Source organism: Azospirillum sp. BE72 (assembly GCF_031455875.1).
Lineage (GTDB): Bacteria > Pseudomonadota > Alphaproteobacteria > Azospirillales > Azospirillaceae > Azospirillum.
In genome coordinates this window covers 25,362-45,780 of sequence record NZ_JAVDTO010000002.1, presented here as the reverse complement: position 1 = coordinate 45,780, position 20,419 = coordinate 25,362, and the positions used below count along the sequence as shown (strand labels likewise).

Genomic DNA, 20,419 nt, shown 5'->3' with positions numbered 1-20,419 from the left:
GAATCATGAGGATCGTCCGCTTCTTCGTGCGACTGTTCGCCGTCATCGGCTTCCTGCTGGTGGCCGGGGCGGTGGCGGTGGTGGTGCTGGCCGTCCGCCACGAACCTGCCCTGCCAGACGCGGTGGTGCTGGAACTCGACCTGACCAAGCCACTGGCCGAAAGCGAAAGCGGCAAGATCGGCAGCTTCTTCGAGCACCAGACGACCCTGCGCGAGGTACTGGACGCACTCGACGGCGGCCGGCGCGACCCCAAGGTGAAGGGCGTGCTGGCCCGCTTCAGCGACGACAGCATCGGATTCGCCCAGACGCAGGAGCTGCGGGCGGCCATCGAGCGTTTCCGCGCCTCGGGCCGCTTCGCCGTCGCCTTCGCGGAGGAGTATGGCGGGGGCGGGCCGGGCAATCGCTCCTACCTGCTGGCCAGCGCCTTCGACGAGGTGTGGCTGCAGCCGCTGGGCACGCTCGGCATCACCGGCCTGTCGGCGGAACTGCCCTTCGCCCGCGATGCCTTCGAGCAATTGGGCGTACAGCCGCAATTCGCCCAGCGCGAGGAATACAAGAGCTTCGCAGACACCTTCACCAAGTCAGGCATGACCCCGGCCAACCGCGAGATGATGGAGGCGCTGGTCGCCGACCTCACCAAGCAGCTGGTCGAAGGCATCGCCACCAGCCGGCGCCTCGCCCCCGCCGCGGTGCGGACAGCCATGGACAATTCCCCGCTGCTGAGCCGCGAGGCACTGGACCAGAAGCTGGTCGACCGGCTCGGCTATGCCGACGAGGCGCGCGACGAGGCGCTGAAGCGTGCCGGCGCCGGGGCGGAGCTGGTGGAGCCGTTCGATTACCTGTCGGTGGCCGGCGGTCCCCACGACGCCGGCCCGACCATCGCCCTGATCCACGCCGTCGGCACCATCACCGGCGGCAAGAGCGAGAAGCCGGCGCTGGGCGAGGTCGCGGCCGGGTCGGAGACCATCGTCGAAGCCATCGAGGAAGCGGCCGACGATCCCGACGTGCGCGCCATCCTGTTCCGCATCGACAGCGGCGGCGGTTCCGTCTCGGCGTCGGAGGCGATCCGGCGGGCGCTGGTCAAGGCGCGCCAGAGCGGCAAGCCGGTGATCGCCAGCATGGGCGACGCCGCGGCGTCGGGCGGCTATTGGATCGCGCTGGCGGCCGACCGCATCGTCGCATCGCCCGCCACCGTGACCGGCTCCATCGGCGTCGTCGCCGGCAAGTTCGGAGTCGGCGGCCTGTCCGACAAGCTGGGCGTCCATTGGGACCGCGTGCAGGGCGCCCGCAACGCCGGCCTGTGGTCGCCCGTGCGCCCCTTCGACGACAGCGGCACGGAGCGGCTGAACGCCATCATTGACGACACCTATGCCAACTTCCTGCAGCGGGTCGCCGAAGCCCGCCGCATGTCGCCGGATCAGGCGCGCAGCGTCGCCAAGGGGCGGGTCTGGACCGGCGCGCAGGCGCGCGAGCTCGGGCTCGTCGACGAGCTGGGCGGGCAGGAGCAGGCGCTGACGCTGGCGCGCACCGCCGCCGGCCTGTCCCCGGATGCCGCGGTGACGCTGACCCCCTTCCCGCCGCCGAAGTCCGTCACCGACCAACTGATGGAGCTGATGTCCGGCCGCGGCGAACTGGTCGGAGCCCTGGCCGCGGTGGCGGAGCTGCGCCCAATGCTGGCCCAACTGCGACCGCTGATCGCCGCCGTCCAGGGCGATGGCGTCCAGGCCCGCATGCCGGCGATGACGCTGGAGCGCTGAGGACAAAGCCGTGCCAACCGGCGGGGCCCGCTTCAAATCCGCGGGTCCCCGTGCTACATCCTCGCCGCTATGCTGCACATCAATGACCTGACCTTCCGCTTCGGCGGCCGAGTGTTGTTCGACCACGCGACCGCGGTCGTGCCCAAGGGGCACCGCGTTGCGCTGGTCGGCCGCAACGGCACCGGCAAATCAACCCTGCTGAAGCTGATCTCGGGCCAGCTGCAGACCGATGCCGGCGCGGTCACGCTGCCGGCCGGCATGCGCATGGGCATGGTGGCGCAGGAGGCCCCCAGCGGCCCGACCACCCTGATCGACGCCGTGCTGGCCGCCGACACCGAGCGCACCGCCCTGCTGGCGGAGGCGGAAACAGCGACCGACCCGATGCGCATCGGCGAGATTCATGCCCGCCTCGCCGACATCGAGGCGCATTCCGCCCCGTCGCGCGCGGCGCAGATCCTCTCCGGCCTGGGCTTCGACGCCGAGGCGCAGCAACGGCCCTGCTCCGACTTCTCCGGCGGCTGGCGGATGCGCGTGGCGCTGGCCGGCGTGCTGTTCTCCCGCCCCGACCTGCTGCTGCTGGACGAGCCGACCAACCACCTCGACCTCGAAGCCACCATCTGGCTAGAGGGCTATCTGAAGAACTACCCGCACACCATCCTGCTGGTCAGCCATGACCGCGAGCTGCTGAACGCGGTGCCCACCACGACGATCCACATCGACCAGGGCAAGCTCGTCACCTACAGCGGCAATTACGACCAGTTCCTGGCGCAGCGCCGCGCCAACCAGGAGCGCCTCGCCTCCATGGCCGCCAAGCAGGAGGCGCGGCGCAAGCACATGATGTCCTACGTCGACCGCTTCCGCTTCAAGGCCAGCAAGGCCCGTCAGGCGCAGAGCCGCCTGAAGCTGCTGGAGAGGATGGAGTCGATCACGCTGATGGAGGATGATCCCGAGGTCGTCTTCAACTTCCCGCCGCCGGACGAGCTGGCGCCGCCGCTGATCGCGCTGGAGGGGGTCAGCATCGGCTATGGCGACAAGGTGATCCTGCGCCGCGTCAACCTGCGCATCGACATGGAGGACCGCATCGGCCTGCTGGGCGCCAACGGCAACGGCAAGTCGACGCTGGTCAAGCTGCTGGCCAACCGGCTGCAGCCGATGGCCGGCGAGATGCGGCGGTCGTCCAAGCTGCGCATCGGCTATTTCGCCCAGCATCAGGCCGAGGAGCTGGACCTGTCGCTGACGCCGATCCAGCAGACCCAGCGCATCATGCCGCTGGCGCTGGAGGAGAAGGTCCGCGCCCATCTGGGCCGCTTCGGCTTCCCGCAGGCCAAGGCGGAGACCAAGATCGCCAGCCTGTCGGGCGGCGAGAAGGCGCGGCTGCTGCTGGCGCTGATGAGCCGGGAAGTCCCGCACATCCTGATGCTGGACGAACCGACCAACCATCTGGACATCGACAGCCGCGAGGCATTGATCGAGGCGATCAACGATTTCCCTGGCGCCGTCATCATCATCAGCCACGACCCGCACCTGATCGAGATGACCGTCGACCGGCTTCTGCTGGTCGCCGACGGCACGGTGCAGGCCTATGACGGCGATCTGGACGATTACCGCCGCTACCTGCTGGACCGCGCCAAGGCGGAACGGGCGGTGGCGAAGGGCGGGCTGGACCGCGACGCCGGCCCCAACAAGAAGGACCAGCGCCGCGCCGCAGCCGAGGCGCGCACCGCGCTCGCCCCGCTGAAGCGCAAGGCGACCGATGCGGAGGCGCTGGTGACCAAGCTGAGCGAGGAAAAGCGCAAGATCGAGGCGAAGATGGCCGACCCCACCCTCTACACCGGCCCGTCGGACAAGCTGACGAAGCTGCAGATCGATCTCGGCACGGTGGAGAAGAAGCTGGCGACCGCCGAGGAAAGTTGGCTGGAGGCGCTCGAAGCCTACGAGAGCGCCGCGGCGGAGGCCGGCGTTTGAACGCCCGCCGGCACATCGACGACGCCGACAGCGGCACGTTCGAAAGCGAGGCGCTGGAACGCGACGCGCAGCCGGACGGCGCCATCGCCCTGCCGGTGGCCTGCGCCGAGGTGGAGGAGGAACGCACCTCCGACGTGCTGGCCCGCTTCCGCGCCAACCTGCCGCCGGGACGGGTCACGCTGGGCGACCTGATCCGGGCACTGGGCGACCGGTCGCTCGGCACCATCCTGCTGGCGCTGTCGCTGCCCACCATCGCGCCGGTGCCGCTGGGCGTGTCCTGCCTGTTCGACCTGCCCATCGTGCTCTACACCGCCCAGCTCGCCTTCGGACGGCGCGGGGCGGGACTGCCGGACTGGCTGCTGCGCCGTTCCATCGGCACCGGTCTGGCCGCCCGCACGCTGGACGCCGCCATGCCGCGGCTGGTGTGGATCGAGCGGATGCTGAAGCCGCGGCTTCACCGCCTCGCCCGCATCGATCAGGAACGCTGGTTCGGGATGCTGCTGTTCATCCTGACGCTGACCTGCATCATCCCGCTTCCGCTGACCGGCTGGCTGCCGGGCTTCGCGCTGGTGCTGATCTCCCTCGGCCTGATCGAGCGCGACGGCGGCGCCATCGGCGTCGGGTTGGGGCTGACCGTGGCGGCGCTGGTGTTTTTGACGCTGGTGGCGAGCAGCCTGTCATACGCAGGTCACCAACTTCTGGCAGCAACGCTGTAGCAGGGCGGTCGCCGATGGGCCGTCCCGACACAGGGAGGCTCCGATGACCGAGACGGCACCCGCCCCGCTTTCCGAATCCTGGCTGTTCTTCCGCCGCTGGCTGGCCGACCCCTGGGCGATGGGGTCGATCGCCCCGTCCTCCCGGTCCCTGCGCCGCCACATCACCCGCGAGATCCGCTGCGAGGCGGACGAGGTGGTGGTGGAGTTCGGCGGCGGAACCGGTCCGATCACCGCCGCGATCCTCGACTCCGGCATTCCGGCTGACCGCCTGTTCAGCTTCGAGATCGACCAGGATTTGGCCCGTCATCTGCGGCAGCGCTGCCCCGCCGTGACCGTGCTCGCCGAGGATTGCCGCAAGGCGCCGGAACTGTTGGGCCATGCGCTGTGCGGCAAGGTGGGCACGGTGGTGATCGGCATCCCGATGATCACCTTCCCGCTCGCCTTCCAGCGCGAGGTTCTGGACGCGACCTTCCGCATCCTGCGTCCCGGTGGGCGTTTCCTGCTCTACAGCTTCATGCCGCATTCACCCCTGGACCGGGCGGCGCTGGGGCTGCAGGGCCGAAGACTGGCCTTCACCCTGCAAAACCTGCCGCCCGCCTCCGTCTGGGGCTATTGGCGGGCCTGATGGCCGAAAGGCCGCGTCACGCCTCCCGCACCGACACATGGACGTTGCCGCCGCCCTCACGGTCCAGCAGGGCCGAGGCTTCCCGCTCCTGCTCGGGCGTTTCGACGCGCACCCAGAGGATGACGCCGCCGGCCTCCAGGGCGCGGGTGAACTCGTCGGGCTTGGGGTGGCTGGTCAGCTCGTCCAGATAGTCCTTGATCGCGGCCCCGCCGACACCGGCGGCGACCAGGGCGGCCAGCGCCGCCTCGATCGGGCCACCGACGATGGCGATCAGGCCGGCGGTGGTCAGGGGAAAGGCGTATTTCAGCTCGCCCACCAGACCGGTCAGCGCCTCGTCCCGCGGCTTGCCCTTCGGATCGGCCGCATCCAGCGAGGCATGGCTGGCCAGGACCGACAGGTCGGCGCGGTCGAAGCCGGCGGCCAGGACCGCGTCGACCGCCCGGTTGAAGCCGGCGCGGGTGGAAAAGAGGGCAACGACCTCCCGCACCTCGGCGGGCGCCGTGTCCTGGGTCGTTTGCGTCATGATGGCCGTCTCCCTATTTTCATGGTCGGAGTTCCGTCCGATCGCGCGGGTTCCCCCGCAAACGTCCCGGCGGGGCCCTGCCCTATTGTAGCGACCGGCGGCAAGCGCCAGTCAACCGCCATGGGGACGCAGCCGGGATCGGTCATCCGCGCCCGATTGCCCCAACACCGGCCATCCCGCCTATCCCGCGGCTACATATCCCGTGATAGGGTGCGCCCCTGAAACAACACCCATCCACCGCCGCATGGTTCCCGTGTCCGACACCGCAGAAATCGTCATCCCGCCCGACGCCACCCCGATGATGGCGCAGTATCTGGAGATCAAGCAGGCGCATCCCGATTGCCTGCTGTTCTACCGGATGGGCGACTTCTACGAGATGTTCTTCGAGGACGCGGTGAATGCCGCCGCGGCGCTGGACATCGCGTTGACCAAGCGCGGCCAGCATCTGGGCGAAGACATCCCCATGTGCGGTGTGCCGGTGCACAGCCACGAGAATTACCTGCAGCGCCTGATCCGCCAGGGCTTCCGCGTCGCCATCTGCGAACAGATGGAAGACCCGGCGGAGGCGAAGAAGCGCGGCTCCAAATCGGTGGTGAAGCGCGGCGTCATCCGCATCGTCACCCCCGGCACCCTGACCGAGGACAGCCTGCTCGATTCACGCTCCTCCAACTGGCTGGCGGCGGTGGCGGAGGCGGCAGGCGGGCTGGGGCTGGCTTGGCTGGAGATGTCGACCGGCGAACTGGTGGTGCAGCCGGTGGAGCGGACCGGGCTGGGTGCCGCGCTCGGCCGGCTCGACCCGCAGGAAGTGCTGATCTCGGAAAAGCTGTCGCAGACGCCGGAGCTGTTCGAGCTTTGGGGGGAATGGAAGTCGCGGCTGACGGTGCAGCCCACCCCGCGTTTCGACAGCGAGAACGGCAAGCAGCGCCTGCTGACCCAGTACGGAGTCGGCACGTTGGACGCCTTCGGCAACTTCACCCGGGCGGAGGTCGCGGCGGCCGGTGCGCTGGTCGGCTATGTCGAGCTGACGCAGAAGGGGCGCGTGCCCCGCCTGTCGCCGCCCCGGCGCGTCGGGCCGGGTGCGGTGATGGAGATCGACGCCTCCACCGCCCGCAACCTGGAGCTGACCCGTACGCTGACCGGGGAGCGGCGCGGCAGCCTGCTCGCCACCATCGACCGCACGGTGACGGGGGCCGGCGCCCGGCTGCTTTGCGCCCATCTCGCGGCCCCGCTGACCGACCCCGCCGCCATCGGCCGCCGGCTCGACATGGTGGAATTCGCGCTGGCGGAGGAGCGGCTGCGTGGCGACCTGCGCCAGTCCCTGCGCAGTTGTCCCGACCTGGAACGCGCGCTGTCGCGCCTGACGCTGGGCCGCGGCGGTCCGCGCGATCTGGCCGCCATCCGCGACGGGCTGCGGCAGGCGGGGCTGATCCGCGAGTTGCTGGCCGGGGCCATGCCGCTGCCGGACGGGCTGGCGGCGCTCGACAAGCGGCTGGGCGCCCATTCGGAACTGGTAGACCAGCTGACCCAGGCGCTGGCGCCGGAGCTGCCGCTGCTGGCCCGCGACGGCGGCTTCATCGCCCGCGACTACAGCTATGCGCTCGACGAGTTGGTGACGTTGCGCGACGAGAGCCGCCGGCTGATCGCCGGGCTCCAGACCAAATACGCCGAGATCGCCGGGGTGCCGTCGCTGAAGGTCAAGCACAACAATGTGCTGGGCTATCACATCGAGGTCACCGCAGCCCATGCCGACAAGCTGATGTCGGACCGGGCGCGCGAGGTGTTCATGCACCGCCAGACCATGGCGAACGCCGTGCGGTTCGGCACGGTGGAGCTGTCGGATCTGGAGCGCCGCATCTCCGAGGCCGCCGACAAGGCGCTGGCGGTGGAACTGGAGCTGTTCGCCGGGCTGGTGGAGTCGGTGGCGGCACGGGCCGATGCCATCGCCCAGGCCGCCCATGCGCTGGCGGCGCTGGACGTCGCCACCTCGCTGGCCGAACTGGCGGAGGAGCGGCGCTACAGCCGGCCGCTGGTGGACGACAGCCTCGCCTTCTCCATCACTGGCGGCCGGCATCCGGTGGTGGAGGCGGTGCTGGACGCCGCCCATGGCGGACCATTCGTCGCCAATGCCTGCGATCTTGCGCCCGACAACAGGCTGTGGCTGCTGACCGGTCCGAACATGGCCGGCAAATCGACCTTCCTGCGCCAGAACGCGCTGATCGCCGTGCTGGCCCAGATGGGCAGCTTCGTCCCGGCGGAGCGGGCGCATATCGGCGTGGTCGACCGGCTCTACAGCCGGGTCGGCGCCGCCGACGACCTCGCCCGCGGGCGGTCCACCTTCATGGTGGAGATGGTGGAGACGGCGGCGATCCTGAACCAGTCCGGCGCGCGCGCCCTGGTGATCCTGGACGAGATCGGCCGCGGCACCGCGACCTTCGACGGCCTGTCCATCGCCTGGGCCTGTGTCGAGCATCTGCACGACGTCAACCGTTGCCGCGCGCTGTTCGCCACCCATTACCACGAATTGACGATGCTGGCCTCCAAGCTGCCGGCGCTGTCCTGCCACACCATGCGGATCAAGGAGTGGCAAGGCGACGTGGTTTTCCTGCACGAGGTGACCGCCGGCGCCGCCGACCGCAGCTATGGCATCCATGTCGCCAAGCTCGCCGGCCTGCCGCCCGCCGTGGTCGGACGGGCCGACGAGGTGCTGAAGCTATTGGAATCGGGCGACCAGAACGCAACGATCCACCGGCTGGCCGAAGACCTGCCGCTGTTCAGTGCCGCGCTTAAGCGCCCGGCGCCTAAGGCCGAACCGGTCCCGGAGGTGCCCGCCGGACCGTCACCGGTCGAGGAAGCCTTGGCTGGAATCGACCCGGACAGCCTGACGCCGCGGCAGGCGCTGGACGAACTCTATCGTCTGCGGGGGCTGCTGCGGGGCTGAGCCAACGGTGGAATGCGAACAAGTCCTTTTGCCGCTTGGTGTTGAGCAGAGCCCCTCTCCCCTTGCGGGAGAGGGGTTGGGGTGAGGGGGCGCAAGCCATTGGTTCCCTGGCCTTCGGCCGCCCCCTCATCCCAACCCGCGGGTCGGCAAAACGCCGTTGGCGTTTGGCCGATCCCGCCCCGCGAGGGGAGAAGGGCTATTCGCCGCGGCAGGTGGCAATAGCTTCGCAGAGGCAAAATCGTGTAAGTGCCGAGTCGTCGGCATCAGGAGGCAAACAAAAAGCCCCTTCCCTGCTGTCGCAAGGAAGGGGCTTTTTTTCCGCTTCCGGCAGCGGTTCGCTAGCCGGCCAGCATCTCCAGCGCCTTCTGCAGCTTGTCGCGGGCCTGGTCGGCGGCCTCGCGGCGGTCGCGCTGCTCCTCGATCACCTCTTCCGGAGCCTTGGCGACGAACTGCTCGTTCGACAGCTTGGCGTCGATCTTCTTGATCTCGCCGGTCAGCTTGTCGATTTCCTTGGATAGGCGCGCCTTCTCCTTGTCGAGATCGACGATGCCTTCCAGCGGCAGCACCAGCGTGGTCTCGTCCAGCACGGCCTGCACGCTGCTCTTCGGCACGTCACCCTGCAGAGGATCGACGCTGGACAGGCGGGCCATCCGCAGGATCAGGTCGCGGTGGGTGTCGAGCCGCTTCAGGCTGACCGCGTTCGGCTCCTTCAGCTTCAGCTCGATCTGCGCCGCCGGCGGGACGTTCATTTCCGACCGCATGGAACGGACCGAGGTGATCAGCCGCACCACCCAATCCATCTCGTCGCGCGCGGCCGGATCGACCATGTCGGCGGCGAACTCCGGCCATTCCGCCGAGATCAGGCGGTTGGCGCGGGCCGGCGACAGCTGCTCCCACAGTTCCTCGGTGATGAAGGGCATCAGCGGGTGCAGGATGTGCAGGATCTGGTCGAGCACCCAGGCGGTGGTCGCCCGGGTCTCGGCCTTCGCCGCCTCGTCAGACCCGGCGAGGATCGGCTTGGTGAACTCCATGTACCAGTCGCAGAAGGTGCCCCAGGTGAACTGGTAGGCGGCACCGGCGGCCTCGTTGAACTTGTAGGCGTCGATCGACTCGGCGACCTTCTTCGCCGCATCGGCCAGAGCGCCGACGATCCAGCGGTTGACCGTCTGGGTCAGGCCGACCGGCTTGTAGCCGGCGACCGGCTCGCAGCCGTTCATCTGGCAATAGCGGGCGGCATTCCACAGCTTGGTGGCGAAGTTGCGATAGCCCTCGACCCGGTTCACCGCCAGCTTGATGTCGCGGCCCTGCGCCGCCATCGCCGACAGGGTGAAGCGTAGCGCGTCGGTGCCGTACTGGTCGATGATCTCCAGCGGATCGATGACGTTGCCCTTCGACTTCGACATCTTCTGCCCCTTCTCGTCACGGACGAGGGCATGGATGTAGACGGTGCGGAAAGGCACATCCTTCATGAAGTGCAGGCCCATCATCATCATCCGGGCGACCCAGAAGAAGATGATGTCGAAGCCGGTCACCAGCACGTCGGTCGGGTAGTAGCGGTCCAGTTCCGGCGTCTGGTCGGGCCAGCCGAGCGTGGAGAAGGGCCACAGCGCCGACGAGAACCAGGTGTCGAGCACGTCGGCGTCGCGCGTCAGCTCGACATCGTTGCCGTAGTGCTTCTGGGCGGCGGCGCGCGCCTCCTCCTCCGTCTCCTCGACGAAGAAGGTGCCGTCCGGACCATACCAGGCCGGAATCTGATGGCCCCACCAGATCTGGCGGCTGATGCACCAGGGCTGGATGTTGCGCATCCATTCGAAATAGGTGTTTTCCCACTGCTTGGGCACGAACACGGTCTTGCCGGTCTCAACCGCCTCGATGGCCGGCTTGGCCAGCGTCGCGGCGTCGACATACCACTGGTCGGTGAGCCACGGCTCGATGGCGACGCCGGAGCGGTCGCCGTGCGGCACCATGTGAGTGTGCGGCTCGATCTTCTCCAGAAGCTCCAGCGCTTCCAGTTCGGCCACGATCCGCTTGCGCGCCTCGTAGCGATCCAGCCCGCGATAGGCCTCGGGAACGTTGTCGTTCAGCCGGGCGTCGCGATCCATGATGTTGATCTGCTCGAGCCCGCAGCGCTTCCCGACCTCGAAGTCATTGAAGTCGTGGGCCGGGGTGATCTTCACCGCGCCCGACCCGGTTTCCGGATCGGCATATTCGTCGCCGACGATGGGGATCAGGCGGCCGACCAGCGGCAGGCGGACCATCTTGCCGATCAGGTCCTTGTACCGCTCATCCTCCGGATGCACCGCCACGCCGGTGTCGCCCAGCATGGTTTCCGGCCGCGTGGTGGCGACCACGATGTAGCGGCCCTCCTCCCCGTCGATGGGATAGCGGAAGTGCCAGAGGTTGCCCTTGATCTCCTTCTGCTCGACCTCGAGGTCGGAGATGGCCGTGTGCAGCTTCGGGTCCCAGTTGACCAGCCGCTTGTCCTTGTAGATCAGGCCCTGGCGATGCAGTTCGACGAACACCTTGCGGACGGCGCGGCTCAGCCCCTCGTCCATGGTGAAGCGTTCGCGCGGCCAATCCGGCGAGGCGCCCAGGCGGCGCAGCTGGCGGGTGATGGTGCCGCCCGACTCGGCCTTCCATTCCCACACCTTGTCGATGAAGGCGTCGCGGCCGAAATCGTGGCGGGTCTTGCCGTCCTTCGCCAGATTGCGCTCCACCACCATCTGGGTGGCGATGCCGGCATGGTCGGTGCCCGGCTGCCACAGGGCGTCGCGGCCCCGCATGCGGTTGTAGCGGGTCAGCACGTCCTGGATGGTGAAGGTCAGCGCATGGCCCATGTGCAGGCTGCCGGTTACGTTCGGCGGCGGCATCATGATGGTGTAGGGCTTGCCGTTCCCCTGCGGCTGGGCGGCAAATGCGCCCGACTCTTCCCACAGGCGGTAGTGCTTCTCCTCGACCTCGGCGGGCCGGTACGTCTTTTCCAACATCACCACGAACTTTCGCTAGAAACGTCTCAACCGGGGATCAGAAAGGCGGAGCTCAAGAAAGGCAGGATCAGAACTTCTGCGACCGCCGGATCATCCGGTCGATCTCCTGCTGGACCAGCCGCTCGACCACAGTCGGCAGATTCTCATCCAGCCACTCCTTCAACAGCGGCTTCAGCAGTTCGCGCACCACCTCCTCCACCGTGCGGATGCCGATGGGCATCGGACCGATGGACAAATCGTCGCCCAACTCGCGCGCCAGATGGGTCAAGTGATGCGAGGCATCTTCCGCCGTCCGGCGGGAGATCAGCCCGTCATCCACCTCGACCGGCCGGCGGCGCGGACGCGGCGGGGGCGGCGGCTCGTCATCCTCGAACTCGTCGAAGGCCGGCATCGGCCGGCGCGCCGGGCGCGGCGGCGGCATCGGCTCGGGCTCCGGCTCCTCCCAACGCGGGGGCGGAGGCGGGGGCGGAGGCGGCTCCGGAAACGCCGGCTCGTCGGGCCAGGGATCGGGGTCCGGCTGACCGAAAGCCGGGCGTTCGTCCGGCTCGTCCTCCACCATCTGGGTCAGTTCCAGGACGTCGTCGTCCTCATCCACCGGCGGGGGCGGCGGAGGAGGCGGAGGGGGTGGCGGCGGAGGAGGCGGCGAAGGCGCCTGGGTTTCCGACTTGGCCGGCTCACCGTCCTCGGAAATGATCCGCCGGATGGAGGCGAGGATTTCCTCCATCGAAGGTTCTTGCTGGCCCTTATCGCTCATCGTGGCAACCCGAGACGTCAATCCGACCCAAACCTAGGGCAGGGATGACAAAAAAGCCATAATACAAAAACGGCCCGCTTTCGCGGGCCGCTTCGTTCATTCGGTCACCGAAGTTCCGAACCACTTGCCCCGCGTCTTATCGTAATTCGCCTGCGGGTCGTATTTCTGGACCGGCAGATTGAGCCGGTCGGCGGTCAACTGTCCGCTGGCCGCCAGAACATTGAAGGCCGCGACCATCTCGTCGTGCTGGGCACGGACCAGGAAGACGCGGGCGTTCAGCAGTTCCTGTTCCTGGTTCAGCACGTCCAGAACGGTGCGCGACCCGACCTGCGCCTCCTGACGGACGCCTTCCAGGGCGATCTGCGCCGCCTTGATCTGCGCCGAGTATGATTCGATGCTGGCGCGCGCGGTCTGCAGGGCCTGCCAGGCGCTGACAGCCGACTCGGTCACCTGGCGGCGGCTTTCCTCGATCTGCAGGCGGGCCTGGTTGGCCGTCTGCTTGGCCTCGCGGACCAGCGCTTCCGGCTGGCCGGCCTGATAGAGCGGGATGGTCACCTGGGCGGTGATCTGCGCGCTGTCGGAACGGTTCAGCTCGACGCCGGACGTGCGGCCCGGATCATAGGTGCGGGTGCCGCTGGCCGACAGGTTCACCGAGGGCAGCAGGCGGCCGTACTGCTGGTCCACCGCCTCGCGCTGCGCCGCCTCGGAGTAGGAGGCCGACAGCACGTTGGGGTTGTTGGCGCGGGCCAGCTCAACCAGTTCGTCCAGGTTCTTCGGCAGGCGGAAGGCCGGCTTGGGAGCCTTCAGTTCACCGGGGGCCGACCCCACCAGACGCTCGTAGGTCGCGCGGGAGGCGCGGAGCGTGCCTTCCGCCGAGATCTTCGACGCGATGGCGGCCGACAGGCGCGACTCGGACTGGCTGACGTCGGTGCGGGTGTATTCACCGACGCGGAAGCGGTCGCGGGCGGCGTCCAGCTGTCGGCGCAGCACCTGCTCGTTGTTGGTCTGCAATTGCAGGATGGCCTGGTTCTGGACGATGTCCAGATAGGCCTGAGCAGCGGCGAGCAGCACCGACTGTTCCGACGCGATCAGGGTGGCGCGCTGCGCCTCGACCAGCCGTTCGGCCCGGCGGACGGCCGGAGCCACGGTGGCGTCGTAGACCGGCTGGGTCGCGGTCACGCCGACGCTTTTCGCGTTGGCCTCGGACCCCGTCGAACCGCCGTCGAATTTCGAATCGCCCATCGAGCGCGTGATGCCGGCGGTGACCCGCGCCGTCGGCCGGTAGCCGGACAGCGCCTGGGGCACGCCTTCGTCGACGGCGCGCAGGCGGGCGCGCTGGGCGCCGATCGTCGGGTTGTTCGCATAGGCCTGGGCGAGGGCCTGTTCGAGGGACTGCGCCTGGGCCGTACCACCGCCGGTCACTGCTGTGCCCATGGTGGCGGTCAGGGTCAGGGCCGTCGCCAGCAGCCAGCGGCGCGCAAAACGGCTTCGCACGGTCATGTTCAGTAGACCTTCATGTTCGGGTCGATTCGGCGCGCCCAGGCATCGACGCCGCCATCGAGGTTGATGGCACGGTCGAAGCCCTTGGAACGCAGCCACATGGTGACCTGCGCGCTGCGCCCACCGTGATGGCACACGACGACGACGTCGCGGTCCGTCGGCAGCTCGTCCACCCGGCCGGGAAGCCCGTTCATCGGGATGTGCAGGCTGCCGTCGATGGCGCACAGCGCAAACTCCCACGGTTCGCGCACGTCGAGGACGACCATCGCGTCGCCGGCCTTCCGGCGACGGTCCAGCTCTTCCACCTCGATCTCAAACGGTGCGGCCATGGATGTTCACTTTCGTGCAAGGATGGCGGCGACGGTAGCGCAGAACCGCGCAGAGGTAAACTGCACGGTTCAGTTCAAGACCTCTCCAACCGGCAAAGCCGGTCAGAACACGAAAGACGCCTTCTTTTCGAAGCCCGGCAGCGCGTGCGGCTTGGCTTCGAACAGGATGCGGCTGGAAACGACGCCGGCAATGCGCTGGAACAGGCGGACCTCCCCGACGCTGCCGCTGTCCTGAACCGCCGCGACGAGGCGTCCGCCTTCGGCCAGCTGTTCGGTCAGTGCAGCCGGCACCTCCGGCACGGTACCTTCGACGACGATCACATCGTAAGGGGCGTTTTGGGCGTACCCCTCCGCCAGCGGGCCGGTGACGGCCTTGGCATTGGTGATGCCCTGCCCGGCCAGCGCCGCGGTCGCGGCGGCGGTCAGCCCCTCGTCGCAGTCGAGGCCAATCACCGAGGCGGCCAGACGGCCCAGCACCGCGGTGGAATAGCCGCCGGCCGCACCGACGTCGAGCACCCGGTCGGTCTCCTGCACGGCGACCGCCTGCAGCATGCGGGCGAACACCATCGGCTCCAACAGGAAGCGGCCCTTGCCGATGGGAAGATCGTCGTCGACATAAGCGACGCCGCGCGCCGACTCAGGTACGAAGGCTTCGCGCGGAAGCTCCGACAGGACGTCGACAAGACGATGATCGGTCACCTTGTTGGGGCGGATCTGTCCCTCGACCATGAAATAGCGTGCGGCGGCGAAATCGGTCATGGCGGTCGCTTATTGATGTGTTGTGACGACACCGGCACCAAGCCGAACAGTGGACGGCTTCCTGCCATGGCGGTATATAGCCGCAAAGGCCGGGCGAACACAACGCCACAGGGATCCAGGCCACGGCTGTGGAGGGCCTTTGCCGGGGCTCGGAAAAACCGATCCCGCACGACCGCATCGGATGGGGCCGGCGGATGGGTCCGCGCAGGACGTTCGGCGATGTTCAAAAATCGTCACCATTCGCCTTGACCGCTCCGTTCCGTGCCGCTATACCACCGCTCCACACCGAGGGCGCACCGGAAACGGCGCGCCGGTGCCGGTCAGGATGGCGCGGTGGCAGAGTGGTGATGCAGCGGACTGCAAATCCGTGTACGTGGGTTCGATTCCCGCCCGTGCCTCCATACCTGACGATTTGACGATACAGTGACAGACGACGGCCAAGCCCCCAGGCAACGGTCCGCCCATAGCCCCGCTCCGGCGGGGCTTTTTGCGTTTGGGCCTTGTTTTCGCTGATGAAATGCCCGCTCGCCCCCTTCCGAAAATAAATTCGTTTTTCTGTCGGAATTGGCTTGGCAGGGCCGAATGGTTCGGCTATACACCCGCCACGCCAACAACGGCGGCCGCCGAAAGGCCGGTCACCGATCCCGGTTAGCTCAGTTGGTAGAGCAGCGGACTGTTAATCCGCTTGTCGCTGGTTCGAGTCCAGCACCGGGAGCCAGATCGAAAAGGCCGGATGCCCAGCGCATCCGGCCTTTTCTGTTTTCCGGCTATTGCCGCTTGACTGTGGCGCTTCAGTACCCGAATTCGGTTTAAAGCGGCCGGGCTAGGTCCGACGGCCGCCCGCTCTACTCAGAACTAGACCCAAAAGACGATCCAGACTTGCCGGAAGCGAACTGCCGCGCGAAGCCGCATGGCGTTAAACTTGATAACAATTCCGGACCTAAGTCGTGGGCCGGGCGTCTCCAGACGATGGAGGTTCGCCGTGCTTCTGCCATTCCAGTCCGAACGCTTCCGCACCGCCCCCCCGGTCGACGGCCCCGGCCATCGTCGATCGCCAGACAACGGCGAACAACCGGTCCGGACCATCGACTGCGTCACCGCCATCCTGCTGTTCTTCGCGGCAGTCTTGTTGGCCCTGCTGGCCTTCAGCGCCGATTGGGACGGGACGGCGACCGACAGCAGGCCGCAGGCCTACGAGAACACGCCGGTCCTGGTCATCCCGCCCCATCCCCGGTAAAGCCCGGTCTATTCGACCAGATCGTCGTAGATGGTCCCGTCCGGGTCGGAGGGATCGGCGCCGGCCGCGACGGCGACCCGCTTCCACTCCCCGCACCAGTCGGTGGACAGGGTGATGGGGAAATCGCCTTCCGGGCTGCGCGGGGTCACCACCGGCGGATAGCGCCGGCAGGTCCCCTTGGGCCCGCGCTGGCGGAGCCCCTGCCCCTCCCAGAACCGGCAGGTGTAGCAGGTGTCGAGTCGCTTCATCGCGGACCGGTCTCCTTCTGATGGCAGGCCTCATTGCCGGCCGCCCCGCCCGGTTGCCTCGGTTGCCGCGATTCCTCCCCTCAACCCGTGGAGGGCGGTTTCCCAGGCCGGAGCGTGTTGGCGCACTGGGCGTAATACGCCTTGATGTCCGCGTCCAGAACGCTGCGGCGGCGTCCCTCCTCCGACTCGTCGGGCGCGTCGCTCAGGCGCTGGAACTCCTGGACCGCCCGCTCCAGGTCCTGATCGCTGTTGATGGGCATGATATCGCCTTTCCGTATGACTCTTGGGTCGCACAGGACAACAGCCGGCGGCCCCGGTATGTTTCCGTGCCTCCTGCCGGGCTCAAGACGAATGACGGCTTGATGAGCGGCGACTCGCACGCAATGTCATGACTCTGTCACCCGAGTCGCGACGGACAGGGCCGCGCGGCGGCGGGGGTGCCCTCTGGCCCTGCCATTGCGCGGGAGTGCGGTGTCATGCGGGTCCTCTCCACACCGGTCGCGCCGCACTGGGCGGCCGGCATTCTGTTCCTTGCCTTCGCCCTGGCCTTCGGCCCGGCCCCGGCGGCCGAACCGGAGCAGCTGGACCCGGAGCGCGTCGTCCGCTCCGTCGTCGGCATCCGCGCCGTCGTGCCGCCCGACAGCCAGAGCGCCCGCAGCCTGGGAACGGAGCGCGAGGGCAGCGGCGTCGTCATCGACGGTTCCGGCTTGATCCTGACCATCGGCTACACGGTGATGGAGGCCTCGCAGATCCAGGTCACCGCCGCCGACGGGCGCAGCTATCCCGCCAACATGATCGCCTACGATCCCGTCAGCGGCTTCGGCCTGCTGCGGGCGGAATTGGGATTCCAGGCGCCCTGGCTGCGGCTGGCCGATTCGGCGGCGGTGAAGGAAGGCGACACGCTGCTGGCGCTGAGTGGCGGCGACGGCCGCGGCGCCGCCGCCGTGAAGGTTGTCAGCAAGCGGGAGTTCGCCGGCTATTGGGAATATCTGCTGGACGAGGCACTGTTCACCTTCCCGCCGATCCGCGCCTTCAACGGCGCCGCCCTGGTGAATCGCGAAGGCCGGCTGGTCGGCATCGGCTCGCTTCTGGTGATGGAAGCAATGGAAGGGCGCGGCCTTCCCGGCAACATGTTCGTCCCCATCTCCGCCCTTGAACCGATTCTGGCCGACCTGCTCGCCTACGGCCGGCGGCAGGAGCCGGCGCGTCCCTGGCTGGGCGTCACCTTGCGGGAGGAGATGGGGCGGCTGATGGTGGAGAAGGTGTCGCCGCGCAGCCCGGCCGAATCGGCGGGCCTGCGCCCCGGCGACTTGATCGTCGGCGTGGGCGGGCAGCGCTTCAGCGGACTGGCGGATTTCTACCGCAAGCTCTGGGGCCTCGGGCCGGCGGGAGTGGTCGTCCCGCTTGAGGTGATGCGTGGCGCCACCTTGACCCCGGTGCCGGTGCCGTCGGCCGACCGGGTACGGTTTCTGCGGCTGAACCCAACCCTGTGACCGGGCAATCCATCTCCGTGCCCGGCCGCGCGCTTGTCGAGGCCGTTCCGGCGGTGCACCCTGCCCGCAACAGCCATCCCATGGGGCCGCGCCGACCATGAATCATCCCGATATTGAGATCCTCGACAAGAAGACCCCCTACAAGGGTTTCCTCACCATCGACGTTTACCGCCTTCGCCATAAGAAGTTCGACGGAACCTGGACCGACGTGCTGCCCCCGCGCGAGGTCTGCGACCGCGGCGAGGCCGTGGGCGTCCTGCTGTACGACCCGGACCGCGACACCGTGGTGATGATCGAACAGTTCCGCGTCGGCTCCGCCGCGGCGGGCGGCCCGGCCTGGATGACCGAGATCGTCGCCGGCATGGTCGGTGAAGGCGAAACTCCGGAAGAGGTGGCGCGCCGCGAATCGCTGGAGGAGGCCGGCTGCGAAATCCGCGAGATCGAGCAGATTTGCGACTATTACGTCAGCCCCGGCGCCTTCACCGAACTGGTCACCGTTTTCTGCGGCCGGGTCGACAGCCGCAACCTCGCCGCCACTGGCGGGCTGGTGGAGGAACACGAGGACATCCGCATCATGGCCCTGCCGGCGGATGAGGTTATCCGCATGATGGACGAGAACCGCCTGCGCAACTCCGTCGCCATCATCGCCGTCGGATGGCTCGCCCGCCACCGCGAGTCCCTGCGCAAGCGCTGGCTCCAGTCCTGAACACGTCCGTATTTTCACACGGCCAGGACGTTCAATGCAGCATTTCACACCCTCATCTTGAAACCGCCGACCCCAGCCCTGATAGTATCGGCAGCATTCCACATCAGACCTTGGGAGTACCCGCCTTGGACATCCGCAACGGCTTCATCGGCGCCATCGGCAACACGCCGCTGATTCGCCTGGAAGGGCCTTCGAAGGCGACGGGCTGCGAGATCCTGGGCAAAGCGGAGTTCCTGAACCCGGGCGGATCGGTGAAGGACCGCGCCGCCCTCGCCATCGTCCGCGACGCGGAACAGCGCGGGCTGCTGCGTCCCGGCGGCACCATCGTCGAGGGCACGGCCGGCAACACCGGTATCGGGCTGGCTCTTGTCGGCAACGCGCTGGGATATCGCACAGTCATCGTGATGCCGGAGACGCAGAGCCAGGAAAAGAAGGACATGCTGCGGCTGATCGGCGCCGACCTGCGCCTCGTCCCGGCGGTTCCCTATTCCAACCCTGACAATTACGTCCGCTATTCCGGCCGGCTGGCCGAGGAACTGGCGAAGACCGAGCCGAACGGCGTCGTCTGGGCCAACCAATTCGACAACACCGCCAATCGCGAAGGCCACCGCACCACCACCGGCCCGGAGATCTGGGAGCAGACCGGCGGCAAGGTCGACGCCTTCACTTGCGCGGTGGGCAGCGGCGGCACGCTGGCCGGCATCGCCCTGGCGCTGAAGGAGCGGAACCCGAACATCCGCATCACGCTGGCCGACCCGATGGGCGCGGCCCTGTTCAGCTACTACACGAAGGGGGAGCTGAAGTCGGAAGGCAGTTCCATCACCGAAGGCATCGGCCAGGGCCGCATCACCGCCAACCTGGAAGACGCACCGATCGACGACGCGGTACAGATTCCCGATGAAGAGGCGCTGCCGATCGTCTTCGACCTGATCAAGACCCAGGGTCTGGTTCTGGGCGGCTCGTCGGGCATCAACATCGCCGCGGCGATGCGGGTGGCGCGCGACCTCGGCCCCGGCCACACGGTGGTGACCATCCTGTGCGACGGGGGGCAGCGTTACCAATCGAAGCTCTTCAATCCTGACTTCCTCCGTGAGAAGAATCTTCCCGTGCCAGACTGGCTGGCCTGATTCCTTCCAAGGGAGCCACGGGGGAGACATGGACGCGCTTTTCCGCGAGGACGCCTACGCCCGCAACTGCGTCGCCACCGTCACCGCGGTGGACGAGCGCGGCATCCGGCTCGACCGCACCGTCTTCTACCCGACCGGCGGCGGGCAGCCGGGCGACAGCGGCGTGCTGCGCTTCGACGGGCTGGAAGTCCGCATCAAGGACACGGTGAAGGGCGACGGCGGCCCCGACGACGTCATCCATGTGCCGGAGGATGGACAGGACCTGCCCACCCCCGGCACGGCGGTGGAGGCGGTGATCGACTGGGACCGCCGTTACCGCCACATGCGGATGCACACCGCCCTGCACCTGCTGTGCGCGGTCGTTCCGGGATCGGTCACCGGCGGACAGATCGGCGCGGACAAGAGCCGGCTCGACTTCAACGTCCCGGCCGAATCGCTCGACAAGGACGCCATCGCCGAGGCGGTGAACAGGCTGATCGCCGCCGACACGCCCGTCGGCACCCAGTGGATCACCGACGAGGACATGGCGGCGAAGCCGGAACTGGTGCGGACCATGTCGGTGAAGCCGCCGACCGGCAGCGGCCGGGTCCGCCTGCTGAGCGTGGAGGGCGTCGATCTGCAACCCTGCGGGGGCACCCATGTCGCCCGCACCGGCGAGATCGGCGGAATCGAGGTGACGAAGATCGAAAACAAGGGCAAGCAGAACCGGCGCGTCGTCATCGCGCTGAAGGACTGACTGCTTATCCGACGATTCT

General features: G+C 68.0%; 18 protein-coding genes and 2 tRNA genes. 12 read left to right on the top strand and 8 right to left on the bottom strand.

Annotation, left to right across the window (positions count from 1 at the left end; genetic code table 11):
• Positions 1 to 5 precede the first annotated feature (5 nt).
• From sppA to J2Y49_RS06390, 4 genes are all read left to right on the top strand, one after another.
• Positions 6 to 1,757: a signal peptide peptidase SppA gene (sppA, locus tag J2Y49_RS06405; RefSeq protein ID WP_310113401.1), complete on the top strand. Its 1,752-nt coding sequence runs from the start codon at positions 6 to 8 to the stop codon at positions 1,755 to 1,757.
• 69 nt (positions 1,758 to 1,826) lie between these two features.
• Entirely contained in the window at positions 1,827 to 3,722 is a 1,896-nt protein-coding gene (locus J2Y49_RS06400) for an ABC-F family ATP-binding cassette domain-containing protein (protein WP_310113398.1), read from the top strand.
• Entirely contained in the window at positions 3,719 to 4,438 is a 720-nt protein-coding gene (locus J2Y49_RS06395; protein WP_310113396.1) for an exopolysaccharide biosynthesis protein, read from the top strand. Before J2Y49_RS06400 ends, J2Y49_RS06395 begins: the two co-directional genes overlap by 4 nt.
• Before the next feature lie 43 nt (positions 4,439 to 4,481).
• Positions 4,482 to 5,063, top strand: coding sequence for a phospholipid methyltransferase (locus J2Y49_RS06390; protein ID WP_310113394.1), 582 nt, complete (start codon positions 4,482 to 4,484; stop codon positions 5,061 to 5,063).
• A gap of 16 nt (positions 5,064 to 5,079) precedes the next feature.
• On the opposite strand, the gene J2Y49_RS06385 is transcribed toward J2Y49_RS06390, so the two are convergent.
• Positions 5,080 to 5,586, bottom strand: a complete 507-nt coding sequence (locus J2Y49_RS06385) for a hypothetical protein (RefSeq protein WP_310113391.1) — start codon at positions 5,584 to 5,586, stop codon at positions 5,080 to 5,082.
• A 244-nt stretch (positions 5,587 to 5,830) separates the two neighbouring features.
• Between J2Y49_RS06385 and mutS the strand changes: the two genes are divergently transcribed.
• Complete coding sequence (mutS, locus tag J2Y49_RS06380) at positions 5,831 to 8,524, top strand: DNA mismatch repair protein MutS (RefSeq protein WP_310113389.1); 2,694 nt, start codon at positions 5,831 to 5,833, stop codon at positions 8,522 to 8,524.
• Positions 8,525 to 8,862: 338 nt separating this feature from the next.
• Here the strand turns inward: mutS and J2Y49_RS06375 are convergent, their stop codons facing one another.
• The 5 genes from J2Y49_RS06375 to J2Y49_RS06355 all read right to left on the bottom strand — a co-directional run bounded on the left by J2Y49_RS06375 (position 8,863) and on the right by J2Y49_RS06355 (position 14,853).
• Positions 8,863 to 11,511: a valine--tRNA ligase gene (locus tag J2Y49_RS06375; RefSeq protein ID WP_310113387.1), complete on the bottom strand. Its 2,649-nt coding sequence runs from the start codon at positions 11,509 to 11,511 to the stop codon at positions 8,863 to 8,865.
• 67 nt (positions 11,512 to 11,578) lie between these two features.
• On the bottom strand, positions 11,579 to 12,265 hold the full coding sequence (locus J2Y49_RS06370; RefSeq protein WP_310113385.1) for a DUF2497 domain-containing protein: 687 nt from the start codon (positions 12,263 to 12,265) through the stop codon (positions 11,579 to 11,581).
• A 96-nt stretch (positions 12,266 to 12,361) separates the two neighbouring features.
• Positions 12,362 to 13,765 (bottom strand): TolC family outer membrane protein, encoded by a 1,404-nt coding sequence (locus tag J2Y49_RS06365; protein ID WP_310113383.1) that lies wholly within the window; start codon positions 13,763 to 13,765, stop codon positions 12,362 to 12,364.
• Between the two features lie 2 nt (positions 13,766 to 13,767).
• The gene (locus J2Y49_RS06360) at positions 13,768 to 14,094 is read right to left on the bottom strand and encodes a rhodanese-like domain-containing protein (RefSeq protein ID WP_149221780.1); all 327 of its coding nucleotides are present in this window, start codon (positions 14,092 to 14,094) and stop codon (positions 13,768 to 13,770) included.
• Between the two features lie 102 nt (positions 14,095 to 14,196).
• Positions 14,197 to 14,853, bottom strand: coding sequence for a protein-L-isoaspartate O-methyltransferase (locus J2Y49_RS06355; RefSeq protein WP_310113380.1), 657 nt, complete (start codon positions 14,851 to 14,853; stop codon positions 14,197 to 14,199).
• Between the two features lie 327 nt (positions 14,854 to 15,180).
• On the opposite strand from J2Y49_RS06355, the gene J2Y49_RS06350 reads away from it, so the two are divergent.
• The 3 genes from J2Y49_RS06350 to J2Y49_RS06340 all read left to right on the top strand — a co-directional run bounded on the left by J2Y49_RS06350 (position 15,181) and on the right by J2Y49_RS06340 (position 16,090).
• Positions 15,181 to 15,254, top strand: a tRNA-Cys gene (locus tag J2Y49_RS06350).
• Between the two features lie 241 nt (positions 15,255 to 15,495).
• A tRNA-Asn gene (locus tag J2Y49_RS06345) sits at positions 15,496 to 15,571 on the top strand.
• Positions 15,572 to 15,835: 264 nt separating this feature from the next.
• Entirely contained in the window at positions 15,836 to 16,090 is a 255-nt protein-coding gene (locus J2Y49_RS06340; protein ID WP_310113378.1) for a hypothetical protein, read from the top strand.
• 8 nt (positions 16,091 to 16,098) lie between these two features.
• Here the strand turns inward: J2Y49_RS06340 and J2Y49_RS06335 are convergent, their stop codons facing one another.
• Entirely contained in the window at positions 16,099 to 16,338 is a 240-nt protein-coding gene (locus J2Y49_RS06335; RefSeq protein WP_310113376.1) for a hypothetical protein, read from the bottom strand.
• Between the two features lie 80 nt (positions 16,339 to 16,418).
• A complete protein-coding gene (locus J2Y49_RS06330; protein WP_310113374.1) occupies positions 16,419 to 16,598 on the bottom strand; it encodes a hypothetical protein in 180 nt (59 codons plus the stop codon).
• Positions 16,599 to 16,814: 216 nt separating this feature from the next.
• On the opposite strand from J2Y49_RS06330, the gene J2Y49_RS06325 reads away from it, so the two are divergent.
• The 4 genes from J2Y49_RS06325 to J2Y49_RS06310 all read left to right on the top strand — a co-directional run bounded on the left by J2Y49_RS06325 (position 16,815) and on the right by J2Y49_RS06310 (position 20,400).
• Positions 16,815 to 17,831 (top strand): S1C family serine protease, encoded by a 1,017-nt coding sequence (locus tag J2Y49_RS06325; RefSeq protein WP_310113372.1) that lies wholly within the window; start codon positions 16,815 to 16,817, stop codon positions 17,829 to 17,831.
• A gap of 97 nt (positions 17,832 to 17,928) precedes the next feature.
• Positions 17,929 to 18,537, top strand: a complete 609-nt coding sequence (locus J2Y49_RS06320) for an NUDIX domain-containing protein (protein ID WP_310113370.1) — start codon at positions 17,929 to 17,931, stop codon at positions 18,535 to 18,537.
• 125 nt (positions 18,538 to 18,662) lie between these two features.
• The gene (locus tag J2Y49_RS06315) at positions 18,663 to 19,664 is read left to right on the top strand and encodes a cysteine synthase A (protein ID WP_310113368.1); all 1,002 of its coding nucleotides are present in this window, start codon (positions 18,663 to 18,665) and stop codon (positions 19,662 to 19,664) included.
• A gap of 28 nt (positions 19,665 to 19,692) precedes the next feature.
• Positions 19,693 to 20,400 carry an alanyl-tRNA editing protein gene (locus J2Y49_RS06310; protein ID WP_310113367.1) on the top strand — a complete coding sequence of 236 codons (708 nt, stop codon included), beginning with the start codon at positions 19,693 to 19,695 and terminating at the stop codon, positions 20,398 to 20,400.
• Positions 20,401 to 20,419: the final 19 nt, after the last annotated feature.

Excerpts from the sequence above, each read along its gene's own strand:
- sppA (WP_310113401.1), top strand. The coding sequence starts at position 6 with ATGAGGATCGTCCGCTTCTTCGTGCGACTGTTCGCCGTCATCGGCTTC.
- J2Y49_RS06400 (WP_310113398.1), top strand. The coding sequence starts at position 1,827 with ATGCTGCACATCAATGACCTGACCTTCCGCTTCGGCGGCCGAGTGTTG.
- J2Y49_RS06390 (WP_310113394.1), top strand. The coding sequence starts at position 4,482 with ATGACCGAGACGGCACCCGCCCCGCTTTCCGAATCCTGGCTGTTCTTC.
- J2Y49_RS06385 (WP_310113391.1), bottom strand. The coding sequence starts at position 5,586 with ATGACGCAAACGACCCAGGACACGGCGCCCGCCGAGGTGCGGGAGGTC.
- mutS (WP_310113389.1), top strand. The coding sequence starts at position 5,831 with ATGGTTCCCGTGTCCGACACCGCAGAAATCGTCATCCCGCCCGACGCC.
- J2Y49_RS06375 (WP_310113387.1), bottom strand. The coding sequence starts at position 11,511 with ATGTTGGAAAAGACGTACCGGCCCGCCGAGGTCGAGGAGAAGCACTAC.
- J2Y49_RS06370 (WP_310113385.1), bottom strand. The coding sequence starts at position 12,265 with ATGAGCGATAAGGGCCAGCAAGAACCTTCGATGGAGGAAATCCTCGCC.
- J2Y49_RS06365 (WP_310113383.1), bottom strand. The coding sequence starts at position 13,765 with ATGACCGTGCGAAGCCGTTTTGCGCGCCGCTGGCTGCTGGCGACGGCC.
- J2Y49_RS06360 (WP_149221780.1), bottom strand. The coding sequence starts at position 14,094 with ATGGCCGCACCGTTTGAGATCGAGGTGGAAGAGCTGGACCGTCGCCGG.
- J2Y49_RS06355 (WP_310113380.1), bottom strand. The coding sequence starts at position 14,853 with ATGACCGATTTCGCCGCCGCACGCTATTTCATGGTCGAGGGACAGATC.
- J2Y49_RS06335 (WP_310113376.1), bottom strand. The coding sequence starts at position 16,338 with ATGAAGCGACTCGACACCTGCTACACCTGCCGGTTCTGGGAGGGGCAG.
- J2Y49_RS06330 (WP_310113374.1), bottom strand. The coding sequence starts at position 16,598 with ATGCCCATCAACAGCGATCAGGACCTGGAGCGGGCGGTCCAGGAGTTC.
- J2Y49_RS06325 (WP_310113372.1), top strand. The coding sequence starts at position 16,815 with ATGCGGGTCCTCTCCACACCGGTCGCGCCGCACTGGGCGGCCGGCATT.
- J2Y49_RS06320 (WP_310113370.1), top strand. The coding sequence starts at position 17,929 with ATGAATCATCCCGATATTGAGATCCTCGACAAGAAGACCCCCTACAAG.
- J2Y49_RS06310 (WP_310113367.1), top strand. The coding sequence starts at position 19,693 with ATGGACGCGCTTTTCCGCGAGGACGCCTACGCCCGCAACTGCGTCGCC.